General features: G+C 70.9%; 21 protein-coding genes. 9 read left to right on the forward strand and 12 right to left on the reverse strand.

Annotated features, from left to right (window positions below):
• Positions 1-211 precede the first annotated feature (211 nt).
• Positions 212-895 carry an alpha/beta fold hydrolase gene (locus ACH4KB_RS10805; RefSeq protein WP_398065645.1) on the reverse strand — a complete coding sequence of 228 codons (684 nt, stop codon included), beginning with the start codon at positions 893-895 and terminating at the stop codon, positions 212-214.
• A gap of 182 nt (positions 896-1,077) precedes the next feature.
• Complete coding sequence (locus tag ACH4KB_RS10810; RefSeq protein ID WP_398065646.1) at positions 1,078-1,407, reverse strand: hypothetical protein; 330 nt, start codon at positions 1,405-1,407, stop codon at positions 1,078-1,080.
• 302 nt (positions 1,408-1,709) lie between these two features.
• On the opposite strand from ACH4KB_RS10810, the gene ACH4KB_RS10815 reads away from it, so the two are divergent.
• On the forward strand, positions 1,710-2,648 hold the full coding sequence (locus ACH4KB_RS10815) for an RICIN domain-containing protein (RefSeq protein ID WP_398065647.1): 939 nt from the start codon (positions 1,710-1,712) through the stop codon (positions 2,646-2,648).
• A gap of 105 nt (positions 2,649-2,753) precedes the next feature.
• Here the strand turns inward: ACH4KB_RS10815 and ACH4KB_RS10820 are convergent, their stop codons facing one another.
• The 10 genes from ACH4KB_RS10820 to ACH4KB_RS10865 all read right to left on the reverse strand — a co-directional run bounded on the left by ACH4KB_RS10820 (position 2,754) and on the right by ACH4KB_RS10865 (position 12,592).
• The gene (locus ACH4KB_RS10820; protein ID WP_398065648.1) at positions 2,754-4,211 is read right to left on the reverse strand and encodes a nucleobase:cation symporter-2 family protein; all 1,458 of its coding nucleotides are present in this window, start codon (positions 4,209-4,211) and stop codon (positions 2,754-2,756) included.
• Positions 4,212-4,576: 365 nt separating this feature from the next.
• Entirely contained in the window at positions 4,577-5,965 is a 1,389-nt protein-coding gene (locus ACH4KB_RS10825) for an 8-oxoguanine deaminase (protein ID WP_398065649.1), read from the reverse strand.
• Between the two features lie 45 nt (positions 5,966-6,010).
• Positions 6,011-7,414 carry a nucleobase:cation symporter-2 family protein gene (locus ACH4KB_RS10830; protein WP_398065650.1) on the reverse strand — a complete coding sequence of 468 codons (1,404 nt, stop codon included), beginning with the start codon at positions 7,412-7,414 and terminating at the stop codon, positions 6,011-6,013.
• Between the two features lie 68 nt (positions 7,415-7,482).
• A complete protein-coding gene (gene pucL / locus ACH4KB_RS10835) occupies positions 7,483-8,406 on the reverse strand; it encodes a factor-independent urate hydroxylase (protein WP_359617874.1) in 924 nt (307 codons plus the stop codon).
• Between the two features lie 7 nt (positions 8,407-8,413).
• Positions 8,414-8,803: a hydroxyisourate hydrolase gene (uraH, locus tag ACH4KB_RS10840; protein ID WP_018514694.1), complete on the reverse strand. Its 390-nt coding sequence runs from the start codon at positions 8,801-8,803 to the stop codon at positions 8,414-8,416.
• A 20-nt stretch (positions 8,804-8,823) separates the two neighbouring features.
• Positions 8,824-9,360: a 2-oxo-4-hydroxy-4-carboxy-5-ureidoimidazoline decarboxylase gene (gene uraD, locus ACH4KB_RS10845; RefSeq protein WP_398065651.1), complete on the reverse strand. Its 537-nt coding sequence runs from the start codon at positions 9,358-9,360 to the stop codon at positions 8,824-8,826.
• A gap of 174 nt (positions 9,361-9,534) precedes the next feature.
• The gene (locus tag ACH4KB_RS10850) at positions 9,535-9,972 is read right to left on the reverse strand and encodes a helix-turn-helix domain-containing protein (RefSeq protein ID WP_398065652.1); all 438 of its coding nucleotides are present in this window, start codon (positions 9,970-9,972) and stop codon (positions 9,535-9,537) included.
• Positions 9,969-10,220, reverse strand: a complete 252-nt coding sequence (locus tag ACH4KB_RS10855) for a hypothetical protein (RefSeq protein ID WP_398065653.1) — start codon at positions 10,218-10,220, stop codon at positions 9,969-9,971. The genes ACH4KB_RS10850 and ACH4KB_RS10855 overlap by 4 nt, the downstream gene beginning before the upstream one ends.
• Before the next feature lie 109 nt (positions 10,221-10,329).
• A complete protein-coding gene (locus ACH4KB_RS10860; RefSeq protein WP_398065654.1) occupies positions 10,330-11,628 on the reverse strand; it encodes a lactonase family protein in 1,299 nt (432 codons plus the stop codon).
• A 124-nt stretch (positions 11,629-11,752) separates the two neighbouring features.
• Complete coding sequence (locus tag ACH4KB_RS10865; RefSeq protein WP_398065655.1) at positions 11,753-12,592, reverse strand: GntR family transcriptional regulator; 840 nt, start codon at positions 12,590-12,592, stop codon at positions 11,753-11,755.
• A gap of 323 nt (positions 12,593-12,915) precedes the next feature.
• On the opposite strand from ACH4KB_RS10865, the gene ACH4KB_RS10870 reads away from it, so the two are divergent.
• From ACH4KB_RS10870 to ACH4KB_RS10905, 8 genes are all read left to right on the forward strand, one after another.
• A complete protein-coding gene (locus ACH4KB_RS10870; RefSeq protein WP_398065656.1) occupies positions 12,916-14,184 on the forward strand; it encodes an extracellular solute-binding protein in 1,269 nt (422 codons plus the stop codon).
• 37 nt (positions 14,185-14,221) lie between these two features.
• On the forward strand, positions 14,222-15,217 hold the full coding sequence (locus ACH4KB_RS10875; RefSeq protein ID WP_398065657.1) for a carbohydrate ABC transporter permease: 996 nt from the start codon (positions 14,222-14,224) through the stop codon (positions 15,215-15,217).
• Positions 15,214-16,059 carry a carbohydrate ABC transporter permease gene (locus tag ACH4KB_RS10880; protein ID WP_398065658.1) on the forward strand — a complete coding sequence of 282 codons (846 nt, stop codon included), beginning with the start codon at positions 15,214-15,216 and terminating at the stop codon, positions 16,057-16,059. The genes ACH4KB_RS10875 and ACH4KB_RS10880 overlap by 4 nt, the downstream gene beginning before the upstream one ends.
• A 57-nt stretch (positions 16,060-16,116) precedes the next feature.
• Positions 16,117-17,757, forward strand: coding sequence for a beta-N-acetylhexosaminidase (locus ACH4KB_RS10885; protein ID WP_398065659.1), 1,641 nt, complete (start codon positions 16,117-16,119; stop codon positions 17,755-17,757).
• Between the two features lie 41 nt (positions 17,758-17,798).
• The gene (locus tag ACH4KB_RS10890; protein WP_398065660.1) at positions 17,799-19,247 is read left to right on the forward strand and encodes a cellulose binding domain-containing protein; all 1,449 of its coding nucleotides are present in this window, start codon (positions 17,799-17,801) and stop codon (positions 19,245-19,247) included.
• 215 nt (positions 19,248-19,462) lie between these two features.
• Positions 19,463-20,302: a TIM barrel protein gene (locus tag ACH4KB_RS10895; protein WP_398065661.1), complete on the forward strand. Its 840-nt coding sequence runs from the start codon at positions 19,463-19,465 to the stop codon at positions 20,300-20,302.
• A 79-nt stretch (positions 20,303-20,381) separates the two neighbouring features.
• Complete coding sequence (locus tag ACH4KB_RS10900; RefSeq protein ID WP_398065662.1) at positions 20,382-21,275, forward strand: 2-hydroxy-3-oxopropionate reductase; 894 nt, start codon at positions 20,382-20,384, stop codon at positions 21,273-21,275.
• A 227-nt stretch (positions 21,276-21,502) separates the two neighbouring features.
• Positions 21,503-22,960 carry a catalase gene (locus ACH4KB_RS10905; RefSeq protein WP_398065663.1) on the forward strand — a complete coding sequence of 486 codons (1,458 nt, stop codon included), beginning with the start codon at positions 21,503-21,505 and terminating at the stop codon, positions 22,958-22,960.
• Positions 22,961-23,539: the final 579 nt, after the last annotated feature.

The raw sequence follows: 23,539 nt of genomic DNA on the forward strand, positions 1-23,539 counted from the left end.
GATCCCACTCCGCATTCGTCAGATCCCCACGACCCATGAAGCCAGCCTGGCCCCAACACCCCACCCAAGTCAGGCGATCCGAGAAACAGTGCCTAAAACACCTACCCAACGCGATCAACTTCACCAGCTCCGCTTGAACCTCGACGGGTCCCGCTCAATCTTCGATGAGAATCGCTCAACCTTCGCTGAGACAGGTCAACTCGGTAGCGCGTCAGCTGGTGAAGAACTCCGTGATGTGCGCGGCCACCTGGTCCGCCCGGGTCTCGTGCATCCGGTGGCCGCCCGGGACCGTGATCAGCCGGCAGTCCGGGATCAGGGAGGCCACGTCGGCCTGGCGGTGCTGTTCCATCGTGCTCTCCGGGCCGCCGGTGATGATCATCGTCGGGGAGACGATGTCGCCGAGGGCCTCGTCGGCGTCCGGGCCGGGGTCGGCCAGCTGGTCGTGTACGGCGGGCACCGCGTTCTCGTCGTAGTCGACCGGGCCCTCGGCCCGGCCCGCCGGACCCGGGTCGCCGGGGAACGGGGCCGGGGTCTCCACCAGCACCAGCCGCTCCACCCGGTCGGAGTGCTCCTGGGCCACCAGCCGGGCGACGACGCCGCCCATGCCGTGGCCGACGAGGCCGACCCGGTCCAGCTCCAGTTCGTCGAGGAAGCCCACGACGTCCTCGGTCATCAGGTCCAGGTCGTAGTCGTCGGGCCAGTCGCTCTCGCCGTGGCCGCGCAGGTCCAGGGCGTAGACCCGCCACTCCTGGCCCAGCAGGGAGCCGGCCGCCTCCCAGTTCGCGGCCGAACCGCCGAGGCCGTGCAGCAGCACGACGGGCGAGCCGAACGCGTCGCCCCAGGTCCGGTACGCGAGGCGCACATCGCCGACATCCACAACAGACTGGTCTTCCATGCCCCTGACGCTACAGCCGGCCGGTGCCGGCCGGCCGCCGGGGGCCCGGCCGCCGGTCCGGGGCGACGTGCCACGGGTGACGTCTGGCGGAACGCCCGGCGAGGACGCGTCGCGCGTAGCGGTGCGGAGGGCCCCGAAGAGCCCTCCGCATCGCCGCTACCCCCGGCCGGGAACCCCCTCGGTCAGCAGGGAGCCTCGTCGTAGGCGGCGTAGATGTTCTTCCACTGGCCGACGTCCCAGTCCGCGTTCGGCAGCACGCAGAAGGTCTCGTTCGCGGTGAAGTACTTCGTCACCAGGATGCGGCGGCTCTCACCCTTGCAGTTGTGGTAGACCCCCCGCTCCCCCACCTGCCGAAGACCGCAGATCACCGCGGCACGGTCCGCCTCGGACGCCGCCGCACGGGGAGGCTGTACAGGCGTCTCCGCCCGGGCGGGGCCGACCAGGGTCACGAGGGTGGCTGCCAGGGTGGCCGAGGCCACCAGCCCTCCGGTCAAACGCTTGCGCAACGACACGGGATTCTCCTTGTTCGGAAGCGGGACGCCGGTCCCGCGAGGGTGGGCGAAGCGGCCTTGGCCGGCCCGACCGTGAACACCGGCACGCTCACCCGTGCAGGTGAAGCGCGGAGGCGGGGCACCGAGTGGCCCGCCCTGCCGGTAGGCCGAGTTTGCACAGGTTGCTCCCGTCCCACACCCCGATCCCGGTTGCTTCCGTCAAGTCGGGATAAATACACTTCCGACCTGCTGGGACGTGCCTGTCCCGGGACGTGGAAGAAGCGAACGGGACACCGTTTCGGCCCTTCAGGGAGACGCCCTCGATGATCGCCCGCGGACGACGTGAGCACGCGGTGGAGCTGGGCGCCGCGTTACGCGCACTGCAACAGCGCTCGGGCCGCACACTGCGGGCCCTGGAGGAGCAGGTACGCATCAGCGACTCGTCCCTGTCCCGGTACTTCCGCGGCGACACCGTGCCGCCCTGGCCCGTCGTCCGCGACCTGTGCAGGGCGCTGGGGGCCGACCCCTTCGCGTACCGGACCCTGTGGGAGGCCGCCGAACGCGGCCCCGACGGGCCGCCCCCGCCGGCAGACGCCCAGGTCCCCCCACCGTCCCCGGTCCCGGTCCCGCTCCCGGCCCCGCTCCCGCCTCCGGCCGAGGAGCCGCCACCGGCCGAGGAGTCGGCCCCGGGGGCGGCCCCCGCCGGGCGCCGCCCGCGCACTCTCCTCACCGGCCGCGCCACCGCGGCCGCGACCGGCGCCCTCGGCGGGCTCACGGCCGGATTCCTTCTCGCTCTCCTGGTCCTGCCCACCGCCCCCACGGGCTCCCCCGGGCACGGAACGGCCGCCGAAGGAGACGCGCCGACGACCCGGGCCACCTCCGCCGGGGCTCCCGAACGCTCCGGAGCCGCCCGTACCTTCGTCAGCCGCGCCACCGGGTACTGCCTGGACTCCAGCCTCGATCACGGGCTGCGGTCCTATCCCTGCAACGGGATGTCCTACCAGCGGTGGGGCGTGCTTTCCGGTGCGGACGGCACGCACCGGCTCCGTAACCACGCCACCGGGCTGTGCCTGGAGGACAGCGGCACGGCAGTGCGTGCCCGCCCGTGCGACGGCTCGACCGCCCAGACCTGGACGCTCACCGAGCGGGAGGACGAAGCCGTCCGCCTCCAGAACGCGTCAACCGGTCACTGCCTCGACGAGAGCTCCGCGGGCCTGCGCGCCCTCACCTGTGCCGACGGGCGCCGACAGGAGTGGGGCTGACCCGGCCGGACGCCGTGCTCCTGGACAGCGGCGGCCCGAACGGCACGGCAGCCGGGGCCTCGCGTCGCGCGGGGCCCCGGCTGCTCCGGTCGAAATCCGCAGGGGTCAGTGGACGCCGACCCCGGCCGCGGCAGGCACCACGTGCTCGCCCGGTGCCTGCTCCTCGTCCGCCGTGTCGGCCTTGCGGCCCAGGTGGTTGAAGGCGAGGTTCAGCACGATCGCCACCACGCAGCCGGTGGAGATGCCCGAGTCGAGGACGACCAGCAGGCTCTCCGGGAAGGCGTGGTAGAACTGCGGCGCCGCGATCGGGATCAGGCCGATGCCGAGGGCCGCCGCCACGATCAGCGCGTTCTCACCCTTCTCCATGGCCGCGGTGGCCAGGGTCTGGATGCCGCTGGCCGCGACCGTGCCGAAGAGGACGATGCCCGCGCCGCCGAGCACCGGCAGCGGTACGAGGGCGATGACGGAGGCCGCGACGGGGACCAGGCCGAGCACGATGAGGATGCCGCCACCCGCGGCGACGACGAAACGACTGCGGATCTTCGTCATGGCGACGAGGCCGACGTTCTGGGCGAAGGCGCTGCACATGAACCCGTTGAAGAGCGGGCTGATGGCACTGCCGAGGGTGTCGGCGCGCAGACCGCCCTCGATGATCTTCTCGTCGGCCGGGCGGCCGACGATCTTGCCGAGGGCCAGCATGTCCGCGGTGGACTCGGTCATGCAGACCAGCATCACGATGCACATGGAGATGATGGCGGCGATCTCGAACTGCGGGGCGCCGAAGGCGAACGGCGTCGGGAAGCCGACCACGTCGGCCTCCTTGATGGCGCCGAAGTCGGTGATGCCGGCCGGGATGGCGACCAGGGTGCCGATGACCAGACCGAGCAGGATCGCGATCTGCTGGAGGAAGCCGCGCAGGAGCTTGCGCAGGGCCAGCACGATGACCAGGGTCACGGCGGCCATGGTGATGTTGGTCATCGAACCGTAGTCGTCGGCCGTGGCGTTGCCGCCCTGGGACCAGTTGAAGGCGACCGGGAGGAGCGAGACGCCGATCAAAGTGATCACGGTGCCCGTGACGACGGGTGGGAAGAAGCGCACCAGTTTGCAGAAGTACGGGGCGAGGACGAACCCCAGAAGACTTGCGACGATGATCGCGCCGAATATGACGGCTATCCCGTCGTGTCCCCGGTCCCTGCCTATCGCGATCATCGGGGCGACCCCGGCGAACGAGACGCCGTTGACGAAGGGCAGCCGGGCGCCGACCTTCCAGAAGCCGATGGTCTGGAGCAGGGTGGCGATCCCCGCGGTGAAGAGGCTCGCCCCCATCAGGAAGGCGGTCTCCTTGGCGGTGAGGCCGACGGCGGGCCCCACGATGAGCGGCGGGGCCACCACGCCCGCGTACATGGCGGCCACGTGCTGGAGGCCGCTGGTGAACATCTTCAGTGGGGGGAGGGTCTCGTCGACCGGATGTTTCCGGTCGCCTCCCGCTTCCGCGGCGTTGTCGGCCGTCGTGTCGGGGGCGGCTGCATCTGCGTCTTTGCGAAACCTGGGCTTGGCGGCCACGGCGGTTCCTCCGGTCGGTTACACGTCGTCGGCGACGTGGGATTCAGGGAGGTGGTGCGTAAGTGGTGCGGCGGTGCGGCTCTCTCAGGTGGTGCAGGTCGTGCAGGTCGTGCGGGTGGTGCGGGTGGTGCGGATGGGGGTGCGGATGGGCGTGCACGGGGGTGTGTGCGGGCAGCGTTCATCACCGGTCCGGCGGGCGCGCACCATGCGCGCGTCCGCCGGACCGGCTGCCGTGGGCCCCGCTCGGGTCCACGGCGGCCGGTCTCGGGCCGTCCCCCTCGACCGGCCGGTCGGGGATACCGCGCGGAGCCGGGCTCCGCGGGGATGCCGCACGGAGCCGGGCTCCGGCGGGGTACCGCTCGGAATCAGGCTCCGGCGGCGATCTGCGCGAGGCGGCGGGCCTCGTCGCGGGTGACGTGGGCGATGGCGTCCTCGTCCACCGTGGTGAGGTGGCTGCCCTCGACGACCGGCTTGCCGTCGACGAGGGACAGGGTCACCGGGGCGGCCGCGCCGAAGATGAGCGCGGTCACCGGGTCGGCGATCGAGGAGTGGGCCAGGGTGTCCAGCTTCCACAGGACGAGGTCGGCGAGCTTGCCGGCCTCCAGGGAGCCGATCTGGTCGGCGCGGCCCAGCACTTGGGCCCCGCCGTAGGTCCCGAGGCGCAGGGCCTGACGGGCGTTCAGGGCGGCCTCGCGGTGGGCGCCGAGGCGGTTGATGAGGAGGGCGTTGCGCAGCTCGGTGTGGAGTTCGCCGGACTCGTTGGAGGCGGTGCCGTCCACGCCGAGGCCGACGGGGACGCCGGCGGCGAGCATGTCGGGGACCCGGGCGATGCCGGCGGCGAGGCGGGCGTTGGAGGACGGGCAGTGGGCGACGCCGGTTCCCGTACGGGCGAAGGCGGCGATGTCCGCGTCGTTCATGTGGACGCAGTGGGCCATCCACACGTCGTCGCCGAGCCAGCCGGTCGACTCGAAGTAGTCCGTCGGGCCCATCCCGAACAGTTCCTTGCAGAACTGCTCCTCCTCGACGGTCTCGGAACCGTGGGTGTGCAGCCGTACGCCCTTGCGGCGGGCCAACTCGGCACCCTGGCGCATCAGTTCGGTGGAGACGGAGAACGGCGAGCAGGGCGCGACGGCGACCTGGGTCATGGCGTCGAAGGAGGCGTCGTGGTGGGCGTCGACCGTCGCCTCGGTGGCGGCGAGGGCGCCTTCCAAGGTCTCGACGGCGAAGTCCGGGGGCAGGCCGCCGTCCTTCTCGCTGCGGTCCATGGAGCCCCGGGCGAGGGTGAACCGTACGCCCATCTCGCGGGCGGCGCCGATGATCGCGCCCGAGAGGTCGCCGGAACCCTTCGGGAAGACGTAGTGGTGGTCCATGGCGGTGGTGACGCCGCCGCGGGCCATCATGGCGAGCGAGCCCTGCGCGGCGGCGCGGGCCATCGGCTCGTCGATGCGCGCCCAGGTCGGGTAGAGGGCGACCAGCCAGTTGAAGAGGTTGTGGTCGGTGGCCAGGCCCCGGGTGATCCACTGGTAGAAGTGGTGGTGCGTGTTGACCAGGCCGGGGGTCGCGAGGTGTCCGGTGCCGTCGATCCGCCGGACGACTCCGGCGAGGCCCTCCGGAGCCTTGCCGGCGCCGATGGACTCGATGCGGTTGTCCGCCACGACGATGTACCCGGACGCGTACTCCGTGTCGTGGGCGTCGACGGTGGCGATCGAACAGTTTTCGATGACGATGCGCTGAGGGTCTGCCGAAGCTGCCATGGCGCTTCCTTCTTCTCTCTGTGGCGATGTGGGCACGGCAGGACCCTAGGAGGATTTGAGTGCCACAGCGGCGCGGCTGTGGGTGCCGAGATGGTGGAAGAACAGATTGAGCACGACCGCGAGCAGCGCTCCCGCACTGATTCCGGAGCCGAGGACGGTCTGCGCCCAGGCGGGGAATCCGGCGTAGAAGGTGGGCGCGGCGAGCGGGATGATGCCCGCGCCGAGCGCGACGGCGACCAGGATGATGTTGGAGCTGTCGTCCAGGCCCGCCTCGGAGAGCGTGCGGATGCCGCTGACCGCGATGGAGCCGAAGAGGACGATGCCGGCGCCGCCGAGGACGGGCATCGGGACGAGCGAGACGACGGCGCCGAGGACCGGGAAGGCGCCGAGGACCAGGAGCGCCCCGCCGGCGGCCGCGACGACGTACCGGCTGCGTACGCGGGTCAGGGAGACGACGCCGACGTTCTGGGCGAAGGCACTGGTGGGAAAGCCACCGAAGACCGGGCCGAGGAGGGTGGCGATGCCGTCCGTGCGCAGGCCCCGGGTGATCGTGCGGCCGTCGGTGCGGCGGTCGCAGATCTCGCCGAGGGCGAGCATCCCGGCGGAGGACTCCGTCATCAGGACGAGCATGACGATGCAGAGCGACAGGATCGCGGCGGGCTGGAACTCCGGCGCGCCGAAGGCGAAGGGGGTCGGCAGGGCGGCGAGCGGTGCGGACTTCAGCGCGGAGAAGTCGGCGAGTCCGAACGGGATCGCGGCCAGCGTACCGACGAACATGCCCATGAGCAGGGCCACTTGCTTGAGGAAGCCGCGGCCGAAGCGCTGGATGAGCAGGATGACGACGAGCGTGAAGGCGGCCAGCGCCAGGTACTTCATGGCGCCGAAGTCGGCGGCGGTGGCGTCGCCGCCCTGCGCCCAGGCGACCGGGACCGGCATCAGGGTGACGCCGATGAGGGTGATGACCACGCCGGTGACGAGCGGCGGGAAGAAGCGCAGCAGCCTGCCGAAGAAGGGGCCGACAGCCAGACAGAAGACTCCGGCGACGAGCACCGCCCCGTAGATCGCCGGGAGTTGGTGACCGGGTGCGCTGGTCTCGGCGATGGCGAGCATCGGCGCGATCCCGGCGGAGGAGGCCGCGTTGACGAAGGGCAGCCGGTTGCCGGCGAAGCTGCCGAGACCGACGGTCTGAAGGATGGTGGCGAGCCCGGCGATCAGAAGGCTCGCCGCGATGAGCCGGGTCATCCCGGCGGTGTCCAGGCCGACGGCCTGGCCGATGATCAGCGGAGGGGTGACGACGCCCGCGTACATGGCGGCGATGTGCTGGAGCGCGGCGGGGAAGAGCCGCGCGGGAGGAAGCTTCTCGTCGACCGGGTGAACCGCCGTGTCGGCAGCGGTGGTCGGTGAGGTCGTGCATGGGCCTTCTGCCGGCCCCGTTGCAGGCTGTGCCATGGGATTTCCCTCCGGGATGACCGGCCGCCGTCCGGCTGTGGACGGACGGCGGCCGGTTCAGTGCCGCGTCAGAGGTTGGTCATGTCGACCGGGATCTTCGGCTCTACGCCGTCCCGGAGCACGGTGGCCTCGATCAGACCGTAGGGACGGTCGGCCGCGAAGTAGACCTCGTTGTCGTTCTTGAGGCCGAACGGTTCGAGGTCCACCAGGAAGTGGTGGTTGTTCGGCAGCGAGAAGCGGATCTCGTCGATCTCGCTGCGGCTGTTGATGATGCGCGAACCCATCTGGTACAGGGTCTGCTGGAGCGAGAGGGAGTACGTCTCGGCGAAGGCGTGGAGCATGTGCTTGCGCGCCTGCTCGTAGGACTTCTCCCAGTTCGGCATCCGCTGCTCGTCGCTGGTCCAGTTGTAGCGCCAGCGTGCGGAGACGTCCGTCGCCAGGATGCGGTCGTACGCCTCCTTCAGCGTCGTGTACCGGTCCTTGACGTAGCCCCAGAACTCGGAGTTGGTCGAGTTCATCACCGTCAGGTCCTTGAGGCCCGAGATGACCTCCCAGTTCTCTCCGTCGTAGGTGATCTGGGAGACGCGCGTCTCCTGGCCCTTGCGGACGAAGGAGTGCTTGACCTCGTCGGCGCCGATGAAACGGGAGTTGCCGTCGGAGGTCGCGATGCGCTCCCAGCTGTACTCCTCGATCCGGATCCGGGCGCGGTGGATCGGTTCCTGGGAGGAGACGAAGTGCCGGGCGAGGTGGATGCCGAACTGCTCGGCGGACTCGATCCCGTGCTCCTTGGCGAACGCGAACACCGTGTTCTTGGTGGTGTCGGTCGGCAGGACGTTGGCGTTGGAGCCGGAGTAGTGGACGTCGTCCATGTCGCCGGAGAGGGCGACCGAGACGTTCAGGTCCTTGATGTGGTGGGTGTCGCCGTCCCGCGTGATCTTGACGACGCGGTTCTCTGCTTTGCCGTACTGGTTCTGGCCGAGAATCGTGGGCATGTCGGTGCTAGCTCCCTCGGTAAACGGAGTAGCCGAACGGGTTGAGCAGCAGCGGTACGTGATAGTGCTCGCCCGGGACGACCGCGAACGCGATGGTCACCTCCGGGAAGAACGCGCCGCTGTCCCTTACGCGGGGGGCGTCCTGCTGCGCCTCGGCTTGCTTCTTGGAAAAGTACGTCTCGGTGTCGAAGTCGAGACGCACGTGGGTCGTACCCTCCGGCAGCGCCGGGAGGTCCTTGCAGCGCCCGTCCGCATCGGTCGCGGACGCTCCGAGCGTCACGTACGGCGCGTCGCTTCCGCTGCGGGCGGCGAGCGAGACGGCGACGGACGCGGCGGGGCGGCCGATGCTGGTGTCCAGGATGTGGGTGGACACCGATGCGGTCGTGTCGGTACTCAAGACCGTCACTCTCCTAGATCTCAAGAGTCCTGTGAGGGAGCGCCCTCTGCGAGGGTCTCCGTCACGAGACGGGTCAGCCGGATGCGGTTGATCTTGCCCAGTTCGGTGCGCACGATCTCCTGCTCCTGCTCGGGCGAGTTCCCGATCCGGGACTTCACCGCGTCGCGCATCTGCTCACCGGTGGCGCCGGTGGCACAGATCAGGAAGACATGTCCGAACCGCTCCTGGTAGGCCAGGTTCAGTTCGAGCATCTCGGTCTTGAGCTCCTCGGAGGCGCCGGCCATCCCCCGCTGCTCGCGGGAGGAGGTCGGGTCGCCGGGCTTCGGGCGGCCGATCGGCGGGTGGCCCGCCATCGCTTCGGCCAGGTCCTCCGCGGAGAGCTCCGCCATGGCGGCGTCGCTCGCGGAGAGCAGGGCTTCTTCGGTGGCGTACGGGCGCCCGGCGAGGATGGTGTTTCCCCAGGTCGCACTGGCACACACCTCGTGCAGTGCGGGAGTGGCCTCGCCGTCCGCCAGGGTGTTGAACCGGGTGAGGCCCGGTGTGTTGCTCGAAGTCACGGGAGCCTCCGTGGCTGTTTTTCGCTGTGCGTTGTTCGGGCTGCGGATAGCTAACGCCCTCCGCAACACGACGTCAACACTTTGTTGAAATCTCGCGAACGAAGAAAGCCGCCGTCCCGGCATGCGGACGGCGGCTTTTCCTGCTTCTTCGGCGTGTTCGGTGGTTTCGGTCAACTACTCACCCTTGGCCGCATGTTCCCGGTTCAGGTAGTTGTACACGGTGAACCTGGAGACGCCCAGGGCGCCGGCCACCGTCTCCACCCCGTGCCGCACGGAGAAGGCACCGCGTGCCTCCAGCGTGCGGACGACGCTCTGCTTGGCCTTGCGGTCCAGGTCGGCGAGCGGCATCCCGTGCCGTCGCTCCATCGCGGCGAGGATGTGGTCGAGCGAGTCGGAGAGCTGTGGCAGGCGTACGGCTATGACGTCCTGGCCCTCCCAGGCGAGCACGACGTCGTCCTGCTGGGCCTGGTCCGGGCCCAGCAGCTCCGCCCCCATCGCGTCGACGAGCGGCTTGACCGCGGAGACCAGCGGGTGGTCGAGCGTTGCCGAAGGGTTATCGAACGCGGCGGAGGTGTCGGCGGCGGCCGGGGGGTGATCGGCGGATTCGGTCACGACACGTCACCCTCGATCACGTTCACCTGGAGCGAGACCCGGGTGGCGCCCGAGGCCAGGGCCCGCCGCAGCAGGGAGTCGACGGCGGTGAGCACCTCGTCCGCGCCCCCTTCCGCGGTGTTGCCGAAGGGGCCGACGTCCACGGCGTCGAGCCCGGCGCCCTGAATCACCTCGCGGGCGACCACCGCGTGGGCGGGCGCCTCGTCGAGATCGAACGGCTCGGTGGTGAATTCCACCCTCAAGCGCACTGTGCCTCCATGAAGTCCTCGCCCCGGGTGCGGGCTCCCGCGGCTCGGCCACGACTGTAGCCGCTGGACGGGGCCCCGAACCGGTGCGCCGGGGCCCCGAGGTTGTTGGTTACGGAAGCGGCAGGACGCAGGCCGCGACCGGAGCCGGGAAGGGGCCGCCCGCACCGGTCAGGGAGCCGTCGGGGCCGACCCCGAACACGGTGACGGTGGAGGAGCGCTGGTTGGCGGCGAGGAGCAGGGAGCTGTCCGGGGACAGGGCCAGCTGCCGGGGCCAGTCGCCGCCGACGGGCACGGTGTCGAGCAGCCGCAGGACCGCCCCGTCGCTCTCCACGGCGTAACGGGTGAGGCTGTTGTGGCCCCGGTTGGCGAGGTAGACGTACGCCCCGTCCCCGGTGACCACCGGCTGGGCGGGGTAGCTGGTGCCGCATCCCGTACCGGTGGACTGCTGGGGCCCCGGGGTGAGAGCGCCGGTGGCGGGGTCGTACGCGCAGACGACCATGGTGTTGTCCAGCTCGCAGGCCAGGTACGCGAAGCGCCCGCCGGGATGGAAGGCCAGGTGGCGGGGGCCGGAGCCGGGAACCAGAGCGGCCCGGGCGACCTCGGTGAGGGTGCCTGCCGACTCGTCGAGCGCGTACGTGTACACGGTGTCGGTGCCCAGGTCGACGGCGAGGACGTGACCGCCGTCGGGCGAGGTGACGACCTGGTGGGCGTGGGGTCCGCCCTGGCCGGGCCCGGACGGCGGCGAGCTGTGGGCGACCAGGTCCGTCCGCTCCCCCAACGAGCCGTCCCCGGCGATCGGGTGGACCGCGACGCTCCCGGAGGTGTAGTTGGCGCTCAGCAGCCAGCGTCCGGACGGGTGGACGGAGAGGTGGGTGGGGCCGGAGCCGCCGGTGGGGCGGCTGCCGAGCACCTCGTACGTCCCGTCCGGCGCGATCGCCACGGCGGTGACCGCGCCCGCGCCCTGCTCGGCGACCGCGTAGACGGTGGCGCCGGAGGGGTGGAGGGCCAGGTAGGAGGGGTTCTCGACGCCGGTGATCACCGGGCCGGGAGTGATCGCGCCGGTGCCGGTGTCGTACGCGGCGGTGCCGATGCCGGCGCCGCCTCCCGCCTCGGAGGTGTACGTGCCGAGGAGCAGCGGGCGGGTGACGCGCGGGCCGGCGGGCGGGGCGGGCATGGGGGCCGGACGGACCCCGGCCCGGGCCGGCGCGGCGTGGGCGGGGGCGGCGTGGGCGGGGCCGACGGCGGCCAGGGCGGCTCCGGCCAGCAGGCCGCCGAGGAGGTCGCGACGGCTGGGGAGGCCGGGCGCGGAGGCGGAGGCGGAGGCGGAGGCGGAGGCGGAGGCGGAGGCGGAACGGTCACCGGGGCTGGGGCGGGCGGGGCCGGAGCTCGGGCGGGGGGCTGGGTTCATGCGAAACACCTCGTGTGGGGGTTCGGCTGCTTCGGATGCGTCCGCCACCCTGGCCCGCCGACGACCGTTCGACAAGAGGTGCAACCGGAGTTGCATCCTGCGCAACGCGACCGGCGTTCGGCGGTCAGCCACCCGCCTGGATGTCCCCCCTGGTCGAGGAGGCGATGGCGTCGCCGTGCGCGAAGTCGCCGGGCGGGATGCCCGGATGGTGCCCCTCCCGGTCGGGGGCGACCTCGGCCGCCGGGCCGAGCGCGAGCCGGGAGACGATCCGGTAGCGGTCGCCCCGGTAGAGCGAGTGGACGTACTCCACCGGGCGGCCCGCCGTGTCGGAGGTCAGCCGCTCGAAGAGCAGCGCCGGCGACAGCTCCGGCACATCGAGAAGCCCGGCCTCGGCACGGGTGACGACGGTGGGCTCGATGGCCTGGACCGCCTCGTGGACGTGCACCCCGTGCGTGGAGCGCAGATGCTCGTACAGGTCGCCGCTCTCCAGCTCCCGCGCACTGAGGCCCGGCACCAGCTCGGCCCGGATGTGCAGGTGCTCGATGGCCATCGGCGCACCGTCGACCAGCCGCAGCCGCGCCACGTAGACGATCTCGGCGGCGGGCGACATCCGCAGCTTGCGGCCGACCCGGGCCCCCGCCTGAAGCGTGGTGAACTCCAGCAGCCGGCTCGACCAGGCGCCTGCCGCCTGCGGCACGCCCAACGCCCGGTCTCCGGCGACCAGTTCCTGGGTGATCTTGGCGGGGGCGACGAACATGCCCCGGCCGTGCTCGCGCACCAGGAGCCCGGCGGCGACCAGCTCGTCGGCCGCCGCGCGCACGGTGGGCCGCGATACGCCGAGCAGGGCGCACAGGGCGCGCTCCGAGGGGATGGCATCACCGGGGCTCCGCGACTCGATCAGCTCCAGCACGGCATCGCGGGTCCGCTCCCGTTTGAGCACCGTCCCCGGCACGTCCGCGTCCATGTTCCCCTCCCGACGGGTCACAGCCTCTTACCAGTTGACGACCACTGCGGCCGAACTGGCTTGCTGGTCAGGCGAAGTGTAACGCCACTCGTGAGCAGTGCCAGCGGTCCGGCACATCAGCAGATCATCAAATCCCCCGTATACGCAGGGGGTTGACGACCTCATTGGTCTATGCCACCTTCAACCCCCATCGACAGGTGAGCTGTCCAGTGAATCCGACTGGTCAGGTGGTCAGGTGGATTTCAGATCAGGTGGATTTCCGGTCAGGTCAGTCGGGTCAGGTCAGTCAGGTCAGTCGCATCGTTCTGCTTCCGAGGTGAACCATGAAGTACCGCTTGCTCGCCGGTGGGTCCGTGCTCGTCCTGACCGCCGCGCTCAGTGCCTGTAGTTCGTCGTCCGGAACGGACTCCGGCAACGGGGGCGGCCGGACGACGGTGGACGTCTGGCTGATGCGCGACAGCGTCTCGGACCGATTCCAGAAGGAGTTCGCCGCGGACTTCGAGAAGCGCCACCCGACGATCGACGTGAAGATCCAGATCCAGGAGTGGGACGGGATCGGCGAGAAGATCACCGCCGCCCTCGCCAGCAACGACGCCCCGGACGTCATCGAGGCGGGCAACACCCAGGTGGCGCAGTTCGCGGAGAGCGGCGGGCTGCTCGACCTCAGCGACCGTACCGAGGAGCTGAACGGCGGGGACTGGCTGAGCGGCCTGGCCGAGCCGGGGTCGTACGAGGGCAAGCAGTACGGCATCCCGTACTACGCGGCGAACCGGGTGGTCGTCTATCGCACCGACCTCTTCGAGAAGGCGGGCGTCGACGCGACGGCGATCAAGACCCGTGAGCAGTGGATCGACGCCACCACCAAGCTCAACAAGGGCGGTACGCAGGGCATCTACCTGCCCGGACAGCTGTGGTACGCGCTGGCCGGGTTCATCTGGGACGAGGGCGGTGACCTCGCCGCGGAGTCCGACGGGAAATGGTCCGGCGCGCTGGACACCCCCGAGGCGCTGCGCGGCATGGCGTTCTACCAGGAGCTCCAGGCGCTCGGCAAGGGCCCCAAGGACTCCGACGAGGACGACCCGCCGCAGGCCGAGGTGATGGCCCAGGGGCAGGTGGCGCAGGTCATCCAGACCCCGGGCGGGGCCAAGGTCATCGAGGAGCAGAACCCCGGACTGGCGGGCAAGCTCGCCTTCTTCCCGATCCCGGGCAAGACCGCGGACACCCCTGGCGCGGTCTTCACCGGCGGCTCCGACCTGGTCGTGCCGGCCGCGGCGGCCCACCCCGACGAGGCGGTGGCCTTCATCAAGGAGCTGACCGGGGACACCTGGCAGAAGAAGCTCGCCGTCGCCATGAGCTACGTGCCGAACCGGACGTCGCTGGCGTCCGCCGTGGCCGACGACCCGGGTGCCGCCGCGATGGCGGTCGGCGCGGCCAACGGGCACGCGACGCCCAATACCCCGGGCTGGGCGGCGGTCGAGGCCGAGAACCCGATCAAGGACTACATGACGGCCGTGCTCACCGGGGGCGATCCGGCGAAGGAGGCGGCGAAGGCCTCGGCGGACATCACCCGGGCCATGAACGCCGGCTCCTGACCTCGATCCGCCACCACAGCAGCGAAGGAGGCGTGCCGTGCCGGCCGTCGACCAACGGACCGCACCCCGCACACCCCGGCGGCGTCCCGTACCGCGCCTCGCCGGACGCAAAGCCCCGTCCCCACGGAGCAGGGCACGGAGCAGGGCGCAGAGCGCCTGGCCGTACGCCCTGATCGCCCCCGCGGTCGGCGGCATGCTGTATCTGCTGGTCTATCCGCTGGTGCGGGCCGTCCTGATCTCGTTCCAGGACTTCCGGCTACGCCAACTGATCACTGGTGACGCGGAGTTCGTCGGGCTGCGCAACTACCGGACGCTGCTGGCGGACCCCCGGTTCTGGGAGGTGGTGCGCCGCACCTTCCTCTTCATGGCGGTCAACGTCGTCCTGATCATGGTGATCGCCACCCTGGTCGCCCTGATGGTGGAGCGGCTGGGCCGGATCGGGCGGACGGTGGTGCTGTGTTCGCTGGTGCTGGCCTGGGCGATGCCGGTGGTGGCGGCGACCACGGTCTTCCAGTGGCTGTTCCACTCGGAGTTCGGCATCGTCAACCAGTCGCTGACCTCGCTCGGCTTCGATTCCTTCGACCGCTACCCGTGGTTCGCGAACGGCACAGCCGCCTTCGCGATCCTGGTGACGCTGATCGTCTGGCAGTCGGTGCCGTTCGCCGCGATCACCCTGTACTCGGCGCTGACCACCGTGCCCCTGGAGCTGTACGAGTCGGCGCGGCTGGACGGGGCGGGTGCGGCGCGGATCTTCCGTTCGGTCACCTTCCCGATGCTGCGGCCGATCTTCCTGCTGGTTCTCTCGCTGGAGGTGATCTGGACCTTCAAGGCGTTCGTCCAGATCTGGGTGATGACGCGGGGCGGCCCGGGTGACGCCACGACGATCCTGCCCGTCTACGCGGTCCAGACGGCGCTCTCCGGTCAGCGGTACGACCTGGGCTCCGCGGCCTCGATGGTCACCGTGGTCCTGATGTCCGGGGTGCTCGTCCTGTACTTCCGCCAGATGCTCCGCCAGGAGGACGAGACCCGATGAACCCACCTCTCGTACGCCCTCGGCTCCGGCGCCTTCCGCTGAACATCGCCGCCGCCGTGACCGTCGTCGTCTGCCTCTTCCCCGTCTACTGGATGATCTCCACGGCTTTCACGCCGTCCAAGGACATCCGGTCCCCCGACCCGAGGCTCTTCCCGCACACCTGGACGCTCGACCACTTCCGACGGGCGGTGGAGGCCGATGGGTTCGCGCTGTTCTGGCGCAACAGCATCCTGGTCACGCTGGGGGCGGTGCTCCTGGCGCTGCTGGTCGCGCTGGGCGCGGCGTACGCCGTGGCGCGGATGCGGTGGAGGGGCCGGCGGCAGTTCATGCTGATGATCTTCATCGCGCAGATGGCGCCCTGGGAGTCGCTGATCATCCCGGTCTACATCATCTCCCGGGACACCGACATGCTCGACCGGCTGCCGACGCTGACGTTGATCTACTTCATGATCACACTGCCGTTCACCGTCGTGGTGCTGCGCGGCTTCATCGGGACGATCCCGCCCGAGCTGGAGGAGGCCGCGCAGGTCGACGGGTGTACGCGGACCGGGGCGTTCTGGCGGGTGGCGATGCCACTGCTGACGCCGGGGCTCATGGCGACCTCGCTGTTCGGCTTCATCACCGCCTGGAACGAGTTCGCCTACGCCAACTTCCTGATCATCAAGCAGCAGGACAACCGGACGCTGCCGGTGTGGCTGTCGTCCTTCCAGAACACCTTCGGCACCGACTGGGGCGCCACGATGGCCGCCTCCACCCTCTTCGCCCTGCCCGCCCTCGTGATCTTCCTGCTGCTCCAGCGCCATGTCACGTCCGGCTTCGCCGCCGGCGCCGTCAAAGGCTGAGCAGCGGAAGACGCCCGCCCCCGCCCGCCCGCCCGCGAACCGAATCCGGAGACCGCCGTGCCCGCATCGCGCCCCGACCTCGCCCTCCTTCCCCGGCCCACCAAGGTCTCCTCGCTCGGCGGCCGGCTCACCCTCGACCGGGACACCACCGTCCGGGCGCTGCCGGGCGCGGAACCGGCGGCGGACCTGCTGCGCTCCCTGGTCGGCCGCGCGGCCGGGCTCCCCCTCGCCCCGGCGTCGGACGGCCGGGTCGTCCTCGCTTTGGACGACCGGCTCGGCGGCCTCGGCGAGGAGGGGTACGGGCTGACAGTCGGCCGGCAGGCCCTCCAGCTGCGCGCGGCCCATCTCACCGGGCTGCTCCGGGGCGTCCAGACGATCCGCCAGCTCCTGCCCGCCGAGGCCCTTTCGGGCGGGGCGTCGGGGACCGAGAGCTGGGAGCTGCCGTGCGTCGAGATCACCGACGTGCCGGACCGGCCGTGGCGCGGGGCGATGCTGGACGTGGCGCGGCGCTTCCAGCCGGTCGGCTATCTGCGCCGGTACGTGGACCTGCTGGCGCTGCACAAGCTGAACGTCCTGCACCTCCACCTCACCGACGACCAGGGCTGGCGGATGCCGGTCGACGCCTACCCCCGGCTGATCTCGGTCGGCTCCCGGCGGGCCCGGTCGCAGAAGGGCCCGACCGGTCCGGACGGGGCGTACTTCGACGCGGTGCCGCACGAAGGGGCGTACACCAAGGCGGAGTTGCGGGGCCTGGTGCGGTACGCGGCGGAGCGCGGGGTCACCGTCGTACCGGAGATCGAGATGCCCGGCCATGTGCGGGCGGCGCTCGCCGCCTACCCGGAGCTGGGCAACCACCCAGGGCGTGAGCTGGACGTGTGGACCCGCTGGGGGGTGTGCGACACGATCCTCGGCGTGCACGAGGGGGTCTTCGACTTCTGCCGGGCCGTGCTGGAGGAGGTGATGGACGTCTTCCCGTCTCCGTACGTCCACGTCGGGGGCGAGGAGTGCCCGACCGCCGAGTGGGAGGAGAGCCCGGCAGCCCGGGAACGCGCGGCGGCCCTGGGGCTCGCGGACCCGGCGGCGTTGCACGGCTGGTTCATGGGCCGGGTCGGGGCGTTCCTCGTGGAGCGCGGCCGGATTCCGCTCGGCTGGGTCGAGAACGGCGCCGAACTCCCGCCGGAATTCGCGGTGATGACCTGGCGCGACTCCTCGCACGCGCGGGCCGCCGCGCACCGGGGCCATCAGGTGATCGCCGCGCACCACCGGGCGACCTACCTCGACTACGCCCAGTCCGGCGACCCGTCCGAGCCGGTGGCGCAGCCCGGGGCGCCGGTCCCGCTGCACACGGTCCACGGCTACGAGCCGGCGCCGCTGGACTGGCCGGAGGCGGACCGGGCGCGGGTGCTCGGGACCCAGGCCCAGCTGTGGACCGAGTACGCCCGCACCCCCGAGGAGATCGAGTACCTCAGCTACCCACGGCTCTGCGCGCTGGCCGACCGGTCCTGGTCCGGCGGACGCGGCGACTGGCCCGGCTTCGTCGAGCGGCTGCGTCACCACACCGCCCGGCTGGACGCCCTGGGCGTCCCCTACCGCCCGCTGGACGCACGGTCGCTCGCGACAACCGCGTACGCGTCCCCGTCCCCATCCACGTCCACGTCCACGTCCACGTCCTCAGGAACAGCGCGACCCCACTCGTAGCCGCTCCCCCACCATCGACCGTTCCGGAGAGGAACGCACCCGTGAACACAGCACGCAGGAATCCGCGCGGGTCCAGGCTGCGCACCGTCGCTGCCTCGGCCGCCGCCGTGGCCCTGGCCGCCACCGGTCTGGCCGCGCTGCCGTCCTCGGCCAACGCCGCGGCGGACGGGATCGCCGTCCAGTACCGCACGAGCGCGTCCGGCGCGAGCGCCGACCAGAGCGAGCCGTGGCTGAAGGTCCGTAACACCGGCTCCACCTCCGTACCGCTGAGCAGCGTCAAGGTGCGCTACTACTTCAAGGCCGACGCGGCGTCCGCCGCCTACCGGTTCGCCTGTTCCTGGGCGGTGAAGGGGTGCGCGAACATCACCGGCACGTTCGGGACGCTCGCCGACCCGACCGCCACCGCTGACCGCTATCTGGAGATCGGCTTCACGTCCGGGGCCGGTTCGCTGGCGCCGGGGGCGGACACCGGGGACATGCAGCTCCGCTTCCACCAGAGCTCCTGGGCCCCGCTCGTCCAGTCCGACGACTACTCCTTCGGCGCGGACAGGACGGCGTACGGCGACTGGTCCAAGGTGACCGCCCATGTCTCCGGGGCGACCGTCTGGGGCGAGGCCCCCGGGGGCAACGGCCCGACCGACCCGCCGGACCCGACGGACCCGCCCACCGACCCGCCGGGGGACGCGCCGACGCTGTTCGACGACTTCGACTACAGCTCCCACACCGACCCGGAGATCAACGCGAACGGCTGGAGCGTACGTTCCAACTCCGGCGGTCCCGGGGTGCCGGGCGCGACCTGGGCCCCGGAGAACGTCACGTTCGCCGACCAGGGCGGAAACTCGGTGATGAACCTGGAGACCTCGACGGCCGGCACGGGGGCCTCGACGAAGCACACCGAGATCCTGACCAAGTCGATGAAGTTCAAGAACGGGACGTACGCCTCCCGGGTGAAGTTCAGTGACGCGCCGCGTTCGGGCCCGGACGGCGACCGCATCGTGCAGACGTTCTTCACGATCAACGACCTGAAGGCGCCGATGGCGGACGACTACGCGGAGTACGACTTCGAGTATCTGCCCAACGGCGGCTGGGGCGAGCCCGCGAACATCCTCTACACGACGTCGTGGGAGACCTACCGGCCCGACCCGTGGGAGGCGGTCAACGCGCACAGCGAGGTCCGGCAGTCGTACGCGGGCTGGCACGACCTGGTGGTGACGATCGACGACGACGAAATCACGTACTACGTCGACGGGCAGCACTTCGGGACGCACGGGGCGGCCTATCTGCCCGAGCGGCCGATGTCGATCAACTTCAACCAGTGGCTGATCGACCTCCAGGGGCAGCCGAGCACCACGCCCCGCGCCTACGACCAGCAGGTGGACTACGTCCTGCACGTGAAGGACCAGGTGCTGACCCCGGCACAGGTCAACGCGATGGTCGGGGCGTACCGGGGTGCGGGGACGAGTTTCGAGGACACGGTTCCGGCCGGATAGCGGGCGGACGTACGGCGTGAGAGCCGGGCGGGGCGGGGGTCGAGGGCGGCCCCCGCCCCGCTTTCGTATGCCCGGAGGCACCCGCGCCACCGATTCCGGGCGCCGTCGGCCGGGGCGAATTTTCCGGCACCCCTTGACAGCCCTGCCACCCTCCGGGCAATCTTCCGTTAAGCAGAAACTAACTTCCGCAATACGGAAGGAGCGCCGACATCCTCATGGGATACCCGGACCAGCGCTTCGATGTGAACCTTTCGATCCTCTTCACGGAACTCCCGCTCCTGGAGCGTCCCGCGGCAGCCGCCGCGGCGGGCTTCACGGCGGTCGAGCTGTGGTGGCCCTGGATCGAGACCCCCACCCCTCCGCAGGCGGAGCTCGACGCCCTCAAGAAGGCGCTCGACGACGCCGGCACCCAGTTGGTGGGGCTGAACTTCTACGCCGGACAGCTGCCCGGCCCCGACCGCGGCGCGCTCTCCGTGCCCGGCACGGAGTCGGACCGCTTCCGGGCCAACATCGAGGTGGCGGCCGACTTCGCCGCCTCGGTCGGCTGCACGGCGCTCAACGCGCTGTACGGCAACCGCGTCGAGGGCGCGGACCCGGTGGTGCAGGACGCGCTCGCCCTGGAGAACCTGGCGCTGGCCGCCCGCGCGGCGGACCGGATCGGGGCGATCCTCCTCGTCGAGACCCTCAACAAGCCGGAGTCGCCGCTCTATCCGCTGGTCAGCGCACCGGCCGCGATCGAGGTCGTCGACAAGGTGAACGCGGCGACGGGTCTCGGGAACGCCAAGTTCCTGCTGGACCTCTACCACCTCTCGATGAACGGCGAGGACCTGAGCCAGGTCATCAAGGCGTACGCCGCGAAGACCGGCCACGTCCAGATCGCCGACAACCCGGGGCGCGGTGCGCCGGGCACCGGCTCGCTGCCGCTGGAGCAGCTCCTCGACGAGCTGAAGGACGCCGGCTACGCGGGCTGGGTCGGCCTGGAGTACAAGCCGGGCGACCGGCCGAGCGCGGAGTCCTTCGACTGGCTCCCGGCGTCGGCCCGAGCGGCCCGCTGACCGGTCGCGGGCGGGCCGGGCCGACCTCCGGTCGAGCCCAACCCCCTTACGTACACACGTTTTTCAGGAAGGCACCCTCATGAGCAACAACCTCCCCAAGGTTGCGTGGATCGGCCTCGGCATCATGGGCTCCCCCATGTCCGAGAACCTGGTCAAGGCCGGTTACGACGTCACCGGATACACCCTGGAGCAGGACAAGGTCGACCGCCTGGTCGCGGCCGGCGGCACCGGCGCCTCCTCGATCGCGGACGCGGTCAGGGACGCGGACGTCGTCATCACGATGGTGCCCGCCTCCCCGCAGGTCGAGGCCATCGCCTACGGCCCCGACGGCATCCTGGAGAACGCCAAGCGCGGCGCCCTGCTGGTGGACATGTCCTCCATCACCCCGCAGACCTCCGTGGACCTCGCCAAGAACGCGGCCGAGAAGGGCATCCGGGTCCTGGACGCTCCGGTCTCCGGCGGTGAGGCCGGCGCCATCGAGGCGGTCCTGTCCATCATGGTCGGCGGCGAGCAGGCGGACTTCGACGCCGCGAAGCCGCTGCTGGAGGCGCTGGGCAAGACCATCGTGCTCTGCGGCCCGCACGGCTCCGGCCAGACGGTGAAGGCGGCCAACCAGCTGATCGTGGCGGTCAACATCCAGGCCTGCGCCGAGGCCGTGGTCTTCCTGGAGAAGTCCGGCGTCGACCTCGCCGCCGCCCTGGACGTCCTCAACGGCGGCCTGGCCGGCTCGACCGTGCTGACCCGCAAGAAGGACAACTTCCTGAAGCGGGACTTCGCCCCCGGCTTCCGGATCGACCTGCACCACAAGGACATGGGCATCGTCACGGACGCCGCCCGCAACGTCGGCGCGGCCCTGCCCGTCGGCGGCGTGGTCGCCCAGCTGGTCGCCTCGCTGCGCGCCCAGGGCGACGGCGGCCTGGACCACTCGGCGCTGCTTCGCTCGGTCGAGCGGCTGTCCGGCTCCCAGGTCTGACCCCTCCGGCTCCGCAAGGAGCTCCTGGCCTCGTACGGGGCCACGGCCCGCACGACGGGCCCCCTGATCTCCGGGCCGCGGTGGCGCTGACACCTGTCCTGTCGCGCCCAGGCGCTGCCGCGGCCCGGAACCACACACTTCGTTTTCAACAAACTGTTGACGTTGCTCCGCGGCGAATCTACGCTCCTCAAGCCGTCAGCAGCTCGTACGAAAGGTCATCCCGCCACATGGCTAAGCGTGTGCTCACGACCGAGTCAGGCGCCCCGGTCGCCGACAACCAGAACTCCGCCACCGCCGGTGTCGGTGGACCGATCCTCCTCCAGGACCAGCACCTCCTGGAGAAGCTCGCCCGCTTCAACCGTGAGCGCATCCCGGAGCGCGTGGTGCACGCCCGCGGTTCCGGCGCGTACGGCTACTTCGAGGTCACCGACGACGTCACGGGCTTCACCCGCGCCGACTTCCTCTCCGAGGTGGGCAAGCGCACCGAGACGTTCATCCGCTTCTCGACCGTCGCCGACTCGCTCGGCGGCGCGGACGCGGTCCGCGACCCGCGTGGCTTCGCCCTCAAGTTCTATACGGACGAGGGCAATTACGACCTGGTCGGGAACAACACCCCGGTGTTCTTCATCAAGGACCCGATCAAGTTCCCCGACTTCATCCACTCGCAGAAGCGCGACCCGTTCACGGGCAAGCAGGAGCCGGACAACGTCTGGGACTTCTGGGCCCACGCCCCCGAGGCGACGCACCAGATCACCTGGCTGATGGGCGACCGCGGCATCCCCGCCTCGTACCGTCACATGAACGGTTACGGCTCGCACACCTACCAGTGGACGAACGCCGCGGGCGAGGCCTTCTTCGTCAAGTACCACTTCAAGACGAACCAGGGCGTGCGGTCCCTCTCCGCCGACCAGGCCGCCGAGCTCGTCGGCAAGGACGCCAACTCGCACCAGACGGACCTGCTCCAGGCCATCGAGCGCGGCGTCAACCCCTCCTGGACGCTGCACGTCCAGGTGATGCCGGCCGCCGACGCCGCCGACTACCGGTTCAACCCGTTCGACCTCACCAAGGTGTGGCCGCACAGCGACTACCCGCTCCAGCGGGTCGGCCGCCTGGTCCTGGACCGCAACCCGGACAACGTCTTCGCCGAGGTCGAGCAGGCCGCGTTCTCCCCGAACAACTTCGTGCCCGGCATCGGCCCGTCCCCGGACAAGATGCTCCAGGGCCGGCTGTTCGCCTACGCGGACGCGCACCGCTACCGCCTGGGCGTCAACCACACCCAGCTGCCGGTGAACGCCCCGCGCACCGCCGTCGTCGACAACTACGGCCGCGACGGCGTCCACGCGACCCGCAACGGCTCGCGCCACGACAAGAACTACGAGCCCAACTCGTACGCCGGTCCGGCGCAGACCGACGCGGCGCTCGCCGCCCCGCTGGCGGTCCACGGCTGGACGGGCACGCACGAGGCGCCCGCGCACACCAAGGACGACGACTTCTTCCAGGCGGGCGAACTCTTCCGGCTCATGTCGGAGGACGAGAAGGGCCGCCTGGTCGCGAACATCGCCGGAGGCCTCTCGCAGGTCACCCGTGACGACGTGATCGAGAAGAACCTCGCCCACTTCCACGCCGCCGACGCCGACTACGGCAAGCGCGTCGAGGAGGCCGTCCGCGCCCTGCGCGAGGACTGAGCCTCCCCTTCTCCAGGCCCCTGCCCGTACCGCGCACCCGGATGAGGGGTGCCGCGCGGCACGGGCAGGACGACGAGGCCGCGGCGGTCGAGCGATGCCAGTGCGGTGGTGAAGGACCCGGGGAGCGTCTCCTGACCTGAAGGTGACGCCCCCCCCGGGCCGATCGCCGCCGCCGCGGTCCCTGTCACCCGGCGACACCTCTGTCGCTCCCCGAACGAGGGCGCGGAGTACGGATACGGTCCCGTACTCCGCGCCCTTTCGCGTGGGCGGGCACGGTGTCCGCCCCCTCCGGCGCCTCACCAGCCCGTCCGGCGCCCTCCCAGCCCGTCCGGCGTTTGAGGACGGAACCGTGGCTCCGGAGCAGGCCGCTCCCTGCGTGAGGGACACCCCCTGAACCCTGCCTGCGGAGTCCGGCCCCTCCCCGCGAGGCTTCCGTCCTCAATCGCCGGACGGGCTGGAACGGTGCGTATCCAGCCCGTCCGGCGATTGAGGACATCTTCGGCGGGGCGGAAGCGGCCCGCACGCAGCGACAGGCCCCCACCCCGGGGAGGAACCCGGGGCGGGGGCCTGTCGGCTGTG

Origin of the sequence: Streptomyces sp. NPDC017520 (assembly GCF_044329855.1) — a bacterium.
In the GTDB taxonomy this organism is placed as follows: Bacteria; Actinomycetota; Actinomycetes; order Streptomycetales; family Streptomycetaceae; genus Streptomyces.